General features: G+C 30.2%; 13 protein-coding genes. All 13 read left to right on the top strand.

Annotation, left to right across the window (positions count from 1 at the left end; genetic code table 11):
• Positions 1-227 precede the first annotated feature (227 nt).
• The 13 genes from CLHOM_RS14885 (at position 228) to CLHOM_RS14825 (ending at position 15,795) form a co-directional block, all read left to right on the top strand.
• A complete protein-coding gene (locus CLHOM_RS14885; RefSeq protein WP_052222484.1) occupies positions 228-620 on the top strand; it encodes a hypothetical protein in 393 nt (130 codons plus the stop codon).
• A gap of 22 nt (positions 621-642) precedes the next feature.
• Positions 643-1,443 (top strand): GumC domain-containing protein, encoded by an 801-nt coding sequence (locus CLHOM_RS14880; protein WP_052222483.1) that lies wholly within the window; start codon positions 643-645, stop codon positions 1,441-1,443.
• Between the two features lie 169 nt (positions 1,444-1,612).
• Positions 1,613-2,278: a response regulator transcription factor gene (locus CLHOM_RS14875; RefSeq protein WP_052222482.1), complete on the top strand. Its 666-nt coding sequence runs from the start codon at positions 1,613-1,615 to the stop codon at positions 2,276-2,278.
• 12 nt (positions 2,279-2,290) lie between these two features.
• Positions 2,291-3,667, top strand: a complete 1,377-nt coding sequence (locus CLHOM_RS14870; RefSeq protein WP_052222481.1) for a HAMP domain-containing sensor histidine kinase — start codon at positions 2,291-2,293, stop codon at positions 3,665-3,667.
• A gap of 443 nt (positions 3,668-4,110) precedes the next feature.
• Entirely contained in the window at positions 4,111-4,812 is a 702-nt protein-coding gene (locus tag CLHOM_RS18730; protein WP_052222480.1) for a hypothetical protein, read from the top strand.
• 523 nt (positions 4,813-5,335) lie between these two features.
• Positions 5,336-5,632, top strand: a complete 297-nt coding sequence (locus CLHOM_RS14860; protein WP_052222479.1) for a hypothetical protein — start codon at positions 5,336-5,338, stop codon at positions 5,630-5,632.
• 26 nt (positions 5,633-5,658) lie between these two features.
• Positions 5,659-5,895, top strand: coding sequence for a peroxide stress protein YaaA (yaaA, locus tag CLHOM_RS14855; RefSeq protein ID WP_052222478.1), 237 nt, complete (start codon positions 5,659-5,661; stop codon positions 5,893-5,895).
• Between the two features lie 119 nt (positions 5,896-6,014).
• A complete protein-coding gene (locus CLHOM_RS14850; RefSeq protein ID WP_052222477.1) occupies positions 6,015-7,040 on the top strand; it encodes a Wadjet anti-phage system protein JetD domain-containing protein in 1,026 nt (341 codons plus the stop codon).
• Positions 7,040-8,530 carry a hypothetical protein gene (locus CLHOM_RS14845; protein ID WP_052222476.1) on the top strand — a complete coding sequence of 497 codons (1,491 nt, stop codon included), beginning with the start codon at positions 7,040-7,042 and terminating at the stop codon, positions 8,528-8,530. The genes CLHOM_RS14850 and CLHOM_RS14845 overlap by 1 nt, the downstream gene beginning before the upstream one ends.
• Before the next feature lie 6 nt (positions 8,531-8,536).
• On the top strand, positions 8,537-9,289 hold the full coding sequence (locus tag CLHOM_RS14840; RefSeq protein ID WP_052222475.1) for a DUF6063 family protein: 753 nt from the start codon (positions 8,537-8,539) through the stop codon (positions 9,287-9,289).
• A complete protein-coding gene (locus CLHOM_RS14835) occupies positions 9,273-13,709 on the top strand; it encodes a coiled-coil domain-containing protein (protein ID WP_052222474.1) in 4,437 nt (1,478 codons plus the stop codon). The genes CLHOM_RS14840 and CLHOM_RS14835 overlap by 17 nt, the downstream gene beginning before the upstream one ends.
• 77 nt (positions 13,710-13,786) lie before the next feature.
• Positions 13,787-15,148, top strand: a complete 1,362-nt coding sequence (locus CLHOM_RS14830; protein ID WP_052222473.1) for an alanine/glycine:cation symporter family protein — start codon at positions 13,787-13,789, stop codon at positions 15,146-15,148.
• Between the two features lie 185 nt (positions 15,149-15,333).
• On the top strand, positions 15,334-15,795 hold the full coding sequence (locus CLHOM_RS14825) for a redoxin domain-containing protein (protein WP_052222472.1): 462 nt from the start codon (positions 15,334-15,336) through the stop codon (positions 15,793-15,795).
• Positions 15,796-15,854: the final 59 nt, after the last annotated feature.

The following is a 15,854-nucleotide window of genomic DNA, read 5'->3' as shown; positions in this document are numbered from 1 at the left end:
CGGAGAAAGGAGAATTGAAATTTCAGTGAATTAAATTTTTGAGAAATCCAGACTTTTTAGAATTATATGATCCAAGAATTAAACATTATCAGTTAATAAAACAGATTACTCTAAACTAAGGGTAGTCTGTTTTTATTTGTAGTTTACACAATTTCACATAATTATTTAATAATTCTACCACAAAATATTTCTATAATTAAGCTATACAAAACAGAGAGGTGATCATTTTGAAAAGAAAATTTGTCATTAGATTAATAGGCTTTTTAACAATAATAACTTTACTATTTACTGGTTGTTCAAAGGGTGGAAATAATTTTGGAGATAACACTGGATCAAATGCACAAAAATCTACAAATACCTTAGTAACAGAAAATACTTCTGTTAAAGATGATAATTCATCTGATGAAAGTTCTTTATCTACAAATAACATATCAACTGTAAATAAAAATGCAAGAAATATTACAGATAGTGATTTACTAAATTCCGATAAAAGCGACTCTACTTCTCAGTTAGATTCACTATATATTCAATCAGAGCAGCTTACTCAAGATGAAATAGATTCGCTTCTAAATGATAATAGTGATTTAAATAGTATTCCATCACATTTTAGTGTTAAATAATTATTTTAAGGAGGATTAAAAAATGAAAAAAATCATGTCACTTATACTTTCAATTTCATTAGCTTTAAGTATTTCAACAGTTGCCTTTGCTGAAGGTACTGACACAACTGAAACTACTCAAACTACTCAAACTACTCAAAGTGCAAACCTTACTCCAGAGCAGCAGCAAGCAAGAGAGGCCTACCTTAATAAACATTTTGATGATATGAATCAACTTGTAACACTTAGACAAGAAACAAAAGAAGCTGTAGATGCTAATAATACAGTGGCAAAGAAAATAAAAGATGCAGTAAAGGCAAAAACTACATTAAATACAGATAATGTAAGTAAATTAAAGGATTTAGCAAGCCAAAGAAAAACTTTAGTAGAACAAGTTAAACAATTAAATCAACAAAGAATTTCCTTAAGAAGTCAATATAAAGAAGCAGTTAAAGCAAAAGATGTGGATAAAATGAAAAGCATTGAACAGCAAATATTAGATTTAAATAATCAAGTAAGCAGCCTTAAGGACCAATATTCTTCAATTAAAACCCAGGTTGCTCCTCTAAAAGATGAGCTTAAAAATATAAAAGATACAAATAGTCAATTGAAGGATAGTGTAAAAAATCAACTTGAACAAGCTAAGGCAATAGGTGAAACTATAAAATCTCAGGAAAAAGAAAAAGCACAATTATGGAATACTTACAAGGAAAATATAAAAAATAAGGATTACCAAGCAGCAGGAACAACTTTTCAAGCAATACTAAATAAGAAAGCTTCCATATTAGATAATATCAAGAAAAGAGGTACTATATTAAATCAAGTGCTTACATCTCTAAGCTAAGATAAATAACCTCTCTGTTTTCCGGTAAAATGCATGACTTTAAATTATAAACTTTAAAGCCATGCATTTGCTTTATGTATTAATATATCTTTATTGAATACACAAAATATTGATATAATTATATAAATAGAATGAAATTCAATTAGGATTTGCAAGGAGGTGTTTACATATGAGTTATAAAATATATTTGGTTGAAGATGAAGAAAATTTAAATGACATATTACGCTCTTATTTAGAAAAAGAAGGCTTTCAAGTTACAGCATTTTTTAATGGGGAATTAGCAAGAAATAGTATAGATAATAAACCAGATTTATGGATATTAGATATTATGCTTCCTGATGTAGATGGATTTGAACTATTAAAAGAAATAAAGGAAAAAGATAAGGATATTCCAGTAATATTTATTTCTGCTCGTGATAAGGATATCGATAGAATTATTGGACTTGAGATGGGAAGTGACGATTATATATCTAAACCCTTCATGCCAAGAGAGTTAGTTATTAGAGTTCAAAAGCTCCTAAAAAGAGTCTATAGCGCTAATAAAAATGATTCACTATTAATTATAGAAGGATATAATGTAGATACAAATAAACGAATAGTAAAGCTTGATGAAAAAGAAATACCTTTAACTTCTAAAGAATTCGATTTACTTACGCTTCTTATAAATAGAAAAGGAGGTGCAATTACAAGAGAACAAATACTTAATGCTCTTTGGGGTAATGACTATTTTGGAAGTGATAGAGTAGTCGATGATTTAATTCGAAGGCTAAGAAAAAAAATGCCTGAATTAAAATTGGAAACCATATATGGTCATGGGTACAGACTTTCCGTTTAGAAAGGATATATTATGAAAAACCGAAAAAATAAGCCTTTAGCGCTACAAATATGGCTAGTATTCACTTCAGTTATATTAGTTATATTTATCTTACTGTCCTTATATTTTACTTTAGCAATAAAAAGATTTTTTACAGAGGAAACCTATAAAACCATTGAAACTGCACAAAAAAATATTATTCTAAAAAACACTAATAAATCAATTTCAACTGAAGATAATAGTGTCACAGGTGAAAACAATGATATACGAGAAGTTAAGCATATAAAGCTCAGTTACAATAATAATGCGGCAGATTTACAAAAAATAGAAAAAATCATCCCTAATGAAACTACAGCTGAACTTTTCTTAAAAAAATTAGAGAATCAGGTTAAAAATCAAACTGATATTACTAAAAGATATATTCAAAGAACAAATTCAGGAAGAATACTATATGTGGTTACCATAAACCGTAATAACAAAAAAGGAACCTTCCTTGTATCGTATATGTGGGATACTTATAGAAATTCTCTCTCTACTGCTTTAATGAGAAAATTATTTTCTGTTATGATTATAGCATTAATCTTAAGTATAATAGCAGCAAAATATTTATCACAAAAGCTTGTAACATCCTTAAAAGAATTAGAAAGTAAAGTGAGAAAAATTGGTAAAAAGCAGTGGCATGAAAGTATTAATATAAATAGCAATGATGAAATTGGAGAACTTTCAAAATCTATAGAAGAAATGCGAAAAGAACTAGTTAAACAGGATGAATATGAACAAACTATGCTGCAGCAAGCCTCTCATGATTTAAAAACACCGTTAATGGTGATAAGAAGCTATGTTCAAGCCGTAGAGGATGGTATTTATCCAAAGGGAGATTTAAAAAATACCATGAATGTCATTGATTCTGAAGCTGAAAGAATGCAAAAGAGAATCAAAAACCTTCTTTACTTAACCAAACTTAGATATATGTCTAAGCATAAAAATGAGTCTAAAAAATTTCATATAAAAAATTTAATTGAAGAAATTGTTGATAGTTTTTCATATAATGAAAAAAATATTCAATTTGAAGTTAATATTGATGATTTAATTGTTTATGGTGATGAAGAGCAATGGACGGTAGTTCTTGAAAATTTAATTGATAATGAATTAAGATATGCAAAAACCCTAATTAGAATTAAAGCATATGAAGATAATAGTTATCAATACATTATAATATATAATGATGGTGAGAAAATTCCTGATGATAAACTTCACAGTATTTTCGGTACTTTTCATAAGGATAAAGGTGGCAGCTTTGGTCTTGGACTAGATATTGTAAAGCGAATAGTAACTATGTACAATGGTACTATAAAGGCTGAAAATCAAAATATTGGAGTATCCTTTATAATTACTCTAAACAAGGTATAGGGTGCCAGGCACCGGAGAAAGGAGAAAACTAAGAAAATCAAATAGACTTGGTTTAGCTCGTAAAATGTCATAATTTCAGAAGCGGTATGAAAAATACATTTATAAAACCTAGCGAACGTATGTTTGAAAAATGAATTAATTGGCTATAATATTAATGTAAGTACTCTAACATATGAGGTGAGCTGAACTAAGATGAACATATTTAACAACTTTTACTACAACACTAATTTTATTAATGAGGATAAGGTGGAATATAAAAGCTATTTACAGATGGATGCTATAATGAAAAACTTTTCAGCATAAAAAATCCAATACCTATTATTGATTTTTTAAATTCAATCTATGGAGATAATATTAGCTATAATGCCAAGGTTACTTATAGCGATAAAGAGATTATTAATAGAAAAAATAATTCTAATAAGCTAATAAGTTTCTACGCGGATATGTACATAACTATAACAGATGGAAATGATGTATATGAATATGCTTTAGAGTTTCAAACAATATTTGATAAGGAAATTGCTGTTAGAGTTTTTAGGTATAGCTTTGAAAGGGCTGTGAAATTAGCAGATTATTCAAATGCGAAGGAAAGTATAAAGTTAAAAATGCCAGAGCCTTATATTATTCTTATTGAAGAGATAGAAGGAGTAAAGGATACTATTAAACTAGAAATGGAATTTGGTAAAGGTGTCATTTTTAATTATGACATAAAAGTACTTAAGTATTGGACCTACGATTTGAAAAAACTTTATAATGAAAATATGTATCTTCTTTATCCACTTCAGATTTTTAAGCTTAGAAAGAAAATGAATGAAGTTAGTTATAGCAAAAAGCCAGAGGAAATAAAAAAGTTTGAAATGTTTCGGCTATATGATGAAATGAATATAGTTATTGAAAATCTTAACTCATATTTTATGAATATGTATGGAAAATATAGGGACTTTGATTTGGAGGTAGAGAGTATGGTAAAAAGCTTTTATGATCCAAGAATTGAAGAAAAAGGTATAGAAAAAGCAAAATTTGATGTTGCTCAGAATATGCTGATTGATGGGGAATCAGAAGAAAAAATAAAGAAATATACAGGTGTTTCAGATAAAGATATTGCGGAAATAAAGAAGCTTATAGAAGCACGTGGAAAGCATTAAGGTGCCAGGCACCGGAGAATTGAGATTTCATAAGATAGTCTCTTAAGCAAGAAAATCATAAAGGGCTATCTATTTTTTATATTTAGAATTCCTAGCCGAACAATAAATATTCGATATTTTACTTGAAAAATATATTATAATTGCTATATAAGAACTTATTTTTTTATTTTACAATTGAAAAAATCATGAGCCATTTAAATAAAGAGAGGATGTATTATAAAATGAAGTTTAATAAAAAAGTATATTTGTAGATATTTTAATCCTAACAATACCTGTAATTATAATGCTTTTATTAATGCCAATTTTGCCTGATAAAATATCAATTCATAGAGGATTAACAAACAGATATATTGATAAAAAGTATTCTTTTCTTTTAGGATTACTACCATTTGTAATTTTTAAATTAAAATATGATAAAAGATAGTTAGTTCGTGATAGAAAGGGTGAGACAATTCCCTGTGGAACAAATTAAGCGTGGTAATCAAGTAATGAAGGCAATTATATTTATAGCTTAATGTACTCATTGAAACAGCATGATATAAAAAATAAGCCATATAAAATATCTGCTTGTAACACATTTCCATCCAGATCATGCAGGTATTGTACAAGACCTAAAGAATTTAGGAGTAAGATTGGTCATACAGATGATAGCATAACTCTAATTATTGATAGATGTTGTGCATTTACAGGCGATCTTCCAGAATTTGCTCTAATGGAAGCCTATAACGACCAGGTAATTAGAGATAGTTGGAAGTTAATAAAAGATTATAAAGTAGCAAAGATTTATCCAGCCTATGGAAATTCCTATACTATAATTTAAAACAAATAAAATGAGGTGAGGCATAAATGATAGCCATATTGTCCCCAGCAAAAACTCTTAATAGGGAGAAAGCAACTAATACTGACTTATATACAAAACCTGTATTTCTAAAAGATGCTGGAATACTAATGAAAGAACTTGAAAAATATACTCCACCTGAATTAGAGAGTTTAATGAAGATAAATAGTAAACTTGCAGAGGAAAGCTTAAATATGCATTTTAAATGGAGCATAGAAAAATGGAAAGCAGGCTATATTAGCTAAGGTGCCTACTATAAAAGGTGCATGCCACCGGAGAAAAGAGAAAACAAAGGCAGTCAAATGTTTAATAAGCCATGGAAAGAACAGGGCTTATTTTTATATAATCCCGAGGAGAATTAAATATGGATATAATTATCAATTACATAAAAAACTTAAAAAGAAAAACGGTGAATTTGGAGAATTTAGAAAATATTATTGGAGGGGGCTGTTCCTACGAGGATTTTGCAAGAGGAATATTGAATTTAGTAGAAGAAGGATTACTAATTCCAATAAATTCATCAAATAATAATGGAAAAAAGATCCCCTTATGCTACAAATATAGGATAAATAAAGAAGCCTTGCATAGAGACAGTGAAGAAGAGATTAAAAAATATTTATTAAAGATGGAGATAGAGATAAATCTAAGCTTCTATCTAAATAAAGATGAGCAATATTGGCGTAAAGATTTTCCTTATATCATTAAGATAAATGATTACATAAAAGAAAATGGTATTCCAAGGGAGGATGCTACTTCACCAGAACGTTCTTTTCAAATAATAGGTGATGAAAAATGGATAGATGAAAAGGGAGGAAAAGCTATTTTAGAAAGAATGGGGTTGTGGCATAAGCTTAGAATAAATTATAATCCTGAACCACTAATGATAGCGGTTAATCCCAAGTTGTTTAATGAAAATAAGAAGTATCACATTATAGTAGAGAATAAAAGTATTTTTTACCTGCTGTTAGATTTATTGAGGGAAAGTGTATTTACTTCCCTTACTTATGGCTGCGGCTGGAAAATAGTATCTAATATAAACAACCTGGAAAAACAATTAGGGATAGAAGAGAGCGAAAATGAAATTTTTTACTTTGGTGATCTGGATTTTGAGGGCATAGCTATCTGGAACAATTTAAAAGACAAGTATCCAGTAAAGCTAGCTGAAATATTTTATGAGAAATTATTATTACAAGAGCCTCTAGATGGAAAAACAAATCAACAAAAAAATATTAAAGCTTTAAGCAGCTTTTTAGATAATTTTCAAGATAGCTATAAAAAACAGATTTCACAGGTATTAAAGCAGGGAAAATATTATCCACAGGAAGCATTAAAAAAAGAGGATTTGTGTGAAATACTAAATTCTTATAAAGATAGATTTGGGGGATTTTAATGAATTTAAGCATAAAGGATATTACTAAGGACTATGATGAAAGAGTAAAAAGAATTGCACTATTTGAACCACTATATAAATTGCAGGATAAAAGATTCAAAGATGGTAATGGAAATCTAGTGGATTGTTTTAGCTTTGGACTAATTACTCTTTTATTTTTCTTTGAAAATATGCTTATGAGAAATAAGAAAAATGGAGTTAAGGAACTAGGAAGTTTTTTTGAAGCTATAAATAAAGAAGAAGTGAATCTAAGCAGTGAGGGTTTTGAAGAGCTGGCAAGGACAATTATTGAAGCCTTTAGACCACCAAGTGGAAAGAGAAATAGTAAGACTTTTTATAATTGGGATACAAGGCGAAGTGAAGTTGTTCAGTATTCTATTTTAAAAGCCAGTATGTGGGATAATGAAAGCAATACTCAGTATTATATGTTAGATGAGCAAGGATTAGATCTAATATTTGCAACTAAAGAATACTTTTCTGAATTCCAAATATCAATAAATCAGCTGGTTTTAAGAAAACAGCTGGAAAAGGGAGAATTTGTAGGAGCTTTAAGGCAAATTGATGAGATGAGATTAAGTGTAAGCAACCTTTATGAGAGAATATATAAAATAAAGCATGAAATACAGAGAAATATAATTTCAGATGAAACCTACGAGAGATATAAGAATACAGTTGAGGATATAAATCTTAGACTAAATATTGAAAGTGAAGAATTTAGAGAACTTAGGGAATTTGTAAGAGAAACTAGAGAAAAGATGAGCTATGAGTTTAAGAGTGAGAAGGATAGGAAAACCTATGAACTTGTTATACAAATAGATAAAGAATTAGGAGAGGTTCATTATGAACACAGCACACTTTTAAAAGAAAGTATAGCTTTAAAAACAACAGCGCTGCAATCGGCACAAGAATCTCTTTATTATGCAGGTATAGAATCTTTTAATTTTAATCAAGAAGTTGCAGCAAGATTTACTGCTTCTCCATTGCCCCTTGAGGCATCAAGAAGAATAGTAAACCCATTCTTAAGCTTAGAAGTGAACAAAAGCTGGTCCCCATTAAGTGTTTTTTCTCCTCAAAGAATTAATAGTAATGATAAAAATATTGATAAAGAGGATTACTTTTTAGATATAGATGAGGAAAATATAAAGAAAGAGTTATTACATTTAAAAGAGGATTTTAAAAGGCTTATGGAATTAATCCTTCAGGTTATAGGGGATAAAAATAAGATTGCCTTAGGAGAAATAGTAGATTACATAAAAGATAATGAAGTTAATTACATACTTAATAACAGAATATTTTATAGTTTTTGCATGATTCTTCACCAAAAATCACCTATAAATATTGGAGAAATAGAGGAAGAAAATATTTTAAGTCATGGATTAGAGCTTTTAAAAAATAGATATAGGACTTTAGAAGCTGTAGAAAGTAACACTTACATAAAGGTAAACAATAAGTTTACTATAAGTAATATGATTATAAAATTGGAGGAGTAGGTTTCTATGGAATATAGTAATGATGATGTAATTGGAGCCTTTAAAATATACTCAGTATTAGCAAAGAATGGTTATGCTGATAAGGAAGATTTAAGGGCATTTTTAGCAGAAGATCATATAGGGGCTTTAGTAGAACAATTTGCAAGAGAAGTAGATTGCACTATATTTAAGTCTGGAGAGTATATTTACATGATACCTCTTGCTGTAGATTCTCCATTTCACATATCGAATGAAAGCATAAAACGAAATCATCTACCTAATAGAGCTAATAATCTAGATATTTATTTAATGTATTTCTCTATAATAGTTTTATTTGGAGAATTTTATGATAGTTATCAAACTAGAGAAGCAACTAGAGATTTTTTATCTATCTCTAGCTGGCTGGATAGCATCAATGAGAAAATCGAATCCTTAAAAGGTCATGATTCAGAAAAGTTGAAAAACATGTGCAAAGAACAGGAATATAATTGGGTTGCCATTATGGAAAAATGGGAGGCTATGGATGATATAAATGAAAAAGTAAAAGTTCAGGATGCAAGAACTATAAGCAGGAAAAGCTTTTTAACTATTGTAAAGCAATTTTTGATTGATCAGAAGCTTATAGAGGACATAGGAAATGATGAAATAGCACTTACAGAAAAGGCTAAGGTTATAATTCAAAAATATTATATGGAAGTGGATTATAACAGAGGAATATTAGAATTTATCTATAGTATAGAGAAGGATAAGGAGAGAGATTTAGATGCCAGCCATATCTAAAATAAGATTTACAAATGTTATATATGAAGGTGGAGCTAAAAGATATAATGATGATATTTTCAATTATGAAGGGTATAATGGAGCCTTTTTGCTGGAAAATGGCGGAGGAAAGACTGTATTTATACAAACTGCACTTCAAGCTATAATTCCAAATATTGAAGTAGCTGATAGGAAGATAAAGGACACTCTTGTGCTTACGGGTAACGCCTCTCATATAGCTATTGAATGGATACTTAATAATAATCCGAGAAGATATGGTGTAACTGCAGTAACCTTATTTATGGGAAGTAATGGAGTGGATTTTTATAGATATACTTATGAGTACAGTGAGGATGATAAAAATTCAATAGAAAATATTCCTTTTGTTAAGGAAAATAGTAATGGCACTAAACGAGCCTCTGGCAAAGAGGAAATTCATGAATATTATCTTGATATGGTTAAAAATCATATGCATGCTCAGTTGTTCGATTCTAACAGGAAATATCACAAACACCTAGAGGAGAATTTTAAAATATACCATGCTGAATGGAGAAGTATAGCAAGAATAAATGCTGGTGAGGGTGGAGTTGAAGCTTTTTTTGACAACTGCAAGACTACTACGCAGCTTGTTGATAATCTTTTAATACCAGTTATTGAAGAAGCAATGGTTGGACGTGGTGCTAAGGATTTTGCAGATATATTTGAAAATCAGAGAGAACATTTTAAGAACTATAAGCAGCTAAAAGGGAGAATAAATGAGAGCAAGCTTATTGATAAAGAAATAAATAAGTATGTAGAGGTATTTTCTAAGTATCATAAATTAAGTGAGGAATTGAATACTGAAAAGGGAAGAGTTAAGTTTTTGAATAATTATATAAAAGAAGAAAAAACTTCTCTGGAAGATGAGCTTGGAAAGGCAGAGAAGGATATAATTGAGTGTGAAAAAAATAAAAGTGAATTGCATAGAAAAGAATTGTCCTATGATATAGCTGTTTTAGAGGAGGAGTTTAAGGATTTAGAGAAGCTTTGTAATCAATATAAGGATGAGCTTAATGAAAAGAAAAAGGTATATGAAGAAGCTGATGAGAGGCTTCAAAATCTGCAGATATCCAGGATAAAGCATAACATAAATGAAAAAAATCAAAAGCTGCAATATTTAGAAGAGGAATTAGAAAACCTGGATAAAAATTTTACTGTAGAAGAAATAAAAATAAATTTAAATAAAAGCTGCAGCCTTTTAAAAGGAGTATTTGTAGGGGAGAAGGAGGCCTTAGAAAAGCTTAAAGGCAATCATGAAGAAAAGATAAATACTCTTGAAAAAGAAAAACAAAGTGAAGCTGAAGCATTAAAAAGGAAAATTGAAGAGAAAAATAGCTTAAATGGAGAAATTATAAAACTAAAAACTACAATAAGCAATTTAGAAAAAGATATTGAGAGAATAAAAAATAGAATACTCAGCAGTCCTACAACAGATGTGTTAGAAAGAGAAATGGAAAAATGGAAGGAAAATATAGTAAGCCTGAATAGTGGAATCTCCAGTTACCAGCAGCAAATTCCAGAGTTAAGACACAAAAGAGAAGAGCTAAAAGCGGAATTAAAAACATTAAGGGAAAAAGAAAAAACTTCTCAAGGAGAGTTAAATAATTATAATACTATATTTGATACAATTTCTAAGGAAAGAACAGAACTTACAGGAAAACTAATTTCTACAGGTATAGTTCTTTCAGAAAAAGATGATATATATTTAAAAGAATCCAGCGTATTAAGCAGTTTGGAAGCTAAGGTAGAGGCTTTAAAAAGAGAAAAAGAAAACTTAATATTTGAGGAAAGAGCTGTTTACAGATTCTTAGACGATTATAAAGAAAACTCCTATTATACAGCAGATCCATTTCTGTATAAGATATATGAAAATTTAAAAAGCAGCATAACTACCTTAGAAATAGGAGCAATGTATGTAAAAAGAGCTTCTGCAGTACTGGAAAGAGAAATTGAGGCTTTATACAAGGATTACCCTTATTGGGTAAATAGCTTAATTGTAGATGAAGAAGAAGAAAATAAGTTACTAGAAAAACTAAAAGACTTAGGTGAAAATATTGTATTTCCTATGGTTATTTTAAAGGAAAAAGAAGCTAGGGAAATAGCTTCAGGAAATTTCAGCGAAAAGGATAAGCATAAAACTATATATCCTAATATATGGAAAAACAATCTTTCTAAAGATTACTTTATATCATGGAAGCAATCTCTAGAGGGAAAGGCTAAAACAGTTACAGAGCTTAGACAAAATAAGGAAAGCGAAATATCCTATTTTGAAAATATATTAAACAGCACAAAAGGATTCTTTAATAAATATCCTCATGAATATTATTTAGAAGTAAAAAACTGTATACTCAACTTAACACAGCTCTACAATGAGATAATAAGTAATATTAGAAATAAAGAATTAAAAGTGGAAGAGTTAGAGAAGGAAGAGAGAGAGCTTAGTCTAAAGCTAAAGGAAGCTGAACAAAATTTAGACAATATTTCTGGAAAGCTCATATCAGCTCAAGATTGTATTCAAAAGAAAAAAAGTATAGATAATTATAATATTTCCATTCAAGAGCTGTTAAATAAAGTTAAAAATCTAGATGAAGAGATTTATAGAGTAAACAACATAATAAAGGCAAAAGAAGAGGCAATAAAAGAGGAAGAAAAAAAGGCAACAGCTGTTTCAACAGAAATAAAAGTATTAGAGGCAGATTCTTATTATAAGCAGATTGAAGATTTTGAGCCTGAGTTTGGAAATAAGGCTAAAAGTATATTAAAGACAGAAATAGAAGGACTAAAAGATCAGCTGCATGAAATTCAGAAAGACAGAAAAGGAATAGAGGACAGAATAAAAGAAACCCAAAGGGACATAAGTAAACTTGAAAGAGATTTAAACATAAAATCATCTGAGGCTAAATATGACATAATAGACATAGAGTACGAAGAATTCTATGAAAAAGAAATTGAAGCTTTAATAGTCCACGTGAAAAAACTGGAGAAAAGCTTTAAGGCTGCAAATTCAGCATATGATTTAAAGAATGAAGAATTAAAAAAACTAGGGTACAAAATAGAAAATCAAAAGAATGAGTTCTATAAGAGATATGATCGGCTGTATGACTTTAATATACCATTAATAACTGTAAATCAGCAGTTATTAGAGGAAAAGAAAAGTCTTAAAACTTTAGAAGAAGAGCTTTTAAAGAGCTCAGAAAAGCTAAAAAATGAATTGACAAAGGTTCGAAATTCACTATATGAGCTAGAAAAGAAAAATGAGAGATTTGACTTTTTAAAAGAGTCTGTTAAAGAAGTAGCTATTTTGAGAGAAGAACTAAATAATTTTTCATATGAGAGAGAAAAATATGTGAATAACTTAATAGCCGATGTAGAAGCTTTAAGCAATAATCTCACTTCCTCAGAAGAAAATGTCAATAGAAATAGAAATGATTTTAGAAACTTTTGCAATAGTAAAATAGAAGATATTAAAATGAGACAGATGAGTTTAAATGGTATTGACTACAACAAGGGATATGAAGACGTGATTAAATGGCAAAAGAATATGCAAGATAGAATTAATAGAACTGTACAAATGCTAGAGGAAGATATAAGAGAACATGACAAGGAGTTAGAACAATTTATAGAGCATCTTCATAGCTATTTAACTAATATAGTTGAAGAGATGAAATTAATACCTAAAAAGACAAGAATAAAGGTTGAAGAGGATTGGAAAGAGGTATATATATTTAATATACCTACGTGGAATGAAACTGAGGGAAAGAGTGAACTTAGAAAGCATATCAATTGGATATTAAATCAACTAGAACAAGATAAATTTAAAAGTGAAGATGGAAGAGAAAACACTAATTTAATAAGAAAAGAAATAGAAAAGTGGTTTGGAACAAAACAGCTGCTAAGAAATGTCCTTAAAAATGAAGAAATCAAGATAAGATGCAGAAAGGTAAGAAATGAAGGTACAATAAGCTCAACTTCCTTCACTTGGGAAACCTCAAATTCCTGGTCCGGAGGAGAAAAGTGGAGCAAAAATATGACACTATTCCTGGGACTGCTTAATTATCTAGCAGAAAAAAGGAATCTTATTTCAAATAGGGGAAAGATACATCGTACTGTAATTTTAGATAACCCCTTTGGAAAAGCCTCTAGTGACCATGTTTTAGATCCAGTATTTATGATAGCCGAACAATTAGGCTTTCAAATAATAGCACTAACAGCTCATGCAGAAGGAGCCTTCATAAGAAAATATTTCCCTGTAGTGTACAGCTGTAAGCTAAGATATGCGGCCAATGGAGAAAGTCAAATTATTTCAAAGGAAAGAGAAATAAAACAAGCCTTCTTTATGGACAAAGAACCACAAAGCCTTTTAAGACTTAATGCCGCAGAGCAAATGTCTTTGTTTAATTAAATAATTAAAGGTGCCTGGCACCGGAGAATGGAGAAAACAAAGTCAAACTGCATAAAAAATCACAGGAGGACGATCTTATGTCAAAATTATTAGAAGTATTAAACAGCATTGATTCCATAGTATGGGGACCGCCCTTATTAATTTTGTTAATGGGTACAGGGATTTATCTTACTATTAGACTTGGTCTATTACAAGTTTTAAAATTGCCCTTAGCTCTAAAGTATGCATTTAGAAAAGATGCTGAATTAGATGAGGAAGGTGATATATCAAGTTTTGGAGCATTGTGTACGGCACTTTCAGCAACTATAGGAACAGGTAATATAGTAGGGGTTGCAACAGCAATTAAGTTAGGAGGACCGGGAGCATTATTTTGGATGTGGATGGCAGCATTTGTGGGAATGGCTACAAAATATGCAGAAGGCTTACTTGCAATAAAGTATAGAGTAGTTGATGAAAATGGTCAAATGGCAGGGGGTCCTATGTACTATATAGAAAGAGGACTTGGGAGCAAATGGTTAGCGAAAATGTTTGCTATCTTTGGAGTTGGAGTAGCTTTATTTGGAATTGGAACCTTTGCACAAGTAAATTCTATTACCGAATCAGTAAATATAAGTTTCAATATACCTGTAGGTGTAACTGGAATAGTAATAGCAATTTTAACGGCTATGGTAACGCTTGGAGGAATCAAGAGTATTTCTGCTGTTTCTGAAAAGATAGTCCCTTTTATGGCAATATCCTATATTGTTGGATCTATAGCTATATTAATTGTTAATGCAGGTGCATTGCCAGAAACAATTAAAATGGTAATAGAAGGAGCATTTACTACAACTGCAGCAGCAGGAGGCTTTGCAGGAGCGACAGTAATGCTTGCCTTAAGAAGCGGTGTAGCAAGAGGGGTATTCTCTAATGAGTCAGGGCTTGGAAGTGCACCTATTGCAGCTGCAGCAGCTAAGACAAAATCCTGTGTGCGCCAAGGACTAATATCTATGACAGGAACTTTCATTGACACAATAATAGTTTGTACCATGACTGGACTTGTATTAATATCAACTGGCGTGTGGAGTTCAGATTTAAAAGGAGCGGCTATGACTAATGCTGCATTTAGAACTGGATTATCATCAATGCCTTTTGTAGGTGAAATGATTGTAACAATTGGACTTATATTCTTTGCATTTACAAGTATAATAGGATGGAATTACTATGGTGAAAGATGTATGGCATATTTAGTTGGTGTTAAAGGAATAAAACCTTATAGAATAGTTTATATAGCATTAGTTGCTTTAGGTGCTTTCATAAAATTAGAAGTAATTTGGATTATTGCAGATATAGTAAATGGACTTATGGCAATACCAAATCTTATAGCTATAGTTGGATTAAGTGGAATAATAATAAATGAGACAAAACAATATTTTAAAGAACTACAGCAAGATAAAAAATAAATTTAAGTTATAGTGTAAATTTACAGCCTTAATAAATGGACTTACTGATTACAGTGGAGAGGCACTTTATTAGACTTAGCTTACAATAAATGTTTAAGTGTATTAATAAGATTTTGAAGATTGCATAAAAGATACTAAACTAAGGGATTCTATATATGTATATTTCAGAGAGGAGGCTAATAGTAATGGCACTTATTAAGGTAGGCTATGACGCACCGAACTTCACTGTAAAAGATAATCATGATCAAAATATAAGTTTATCTAGCTATAGAGGGAAAAAAGTATTGCTCTCCTGGCATCCACTTGCTTGGACACCAGTTTGTACTGATCAGATGAGGGCACTAGAAAATAACTGGCAAACATTTCAGAAACTCAACACCATTCCTCTTGGATTTAGTGTTGATCCTATACCTTGTAAAAAAGTGTGGGCAACATCAATTCAAGTTAATACAGTAAGTCTTCCTTCGGACTTTTGGCCTCATGGAAAGGTTACTCAAGATTATGGTTTATTTAACCAGATGGAAGGAGTATCAGAACGGGCAAATGTTATAGTAGACGAAAATGGAAAAGTTAAATGGGTGAAGGTTTACCCTCCTAAACAATTGCCTGATATAAATGAGGTTATACAAGTTTTGTCCAATATGTAGCAGAGTCAGCAGTATTGAGAAATAAATAGATAATGTAATAAATCAGATTAATAGATTAC

This window comes from Clostridium homopropionicum DSM 5847, assembly GCF_001263795.1.
GTDB lineage: Bacteria > Bacillota > Clostridia > Clostridiales > Clostridiaceae > Clostridium_H > Clostridium_H homopropionicum.
This window is presented reverse-complemented; position numbering and strand designations above follow the sequence as displayed.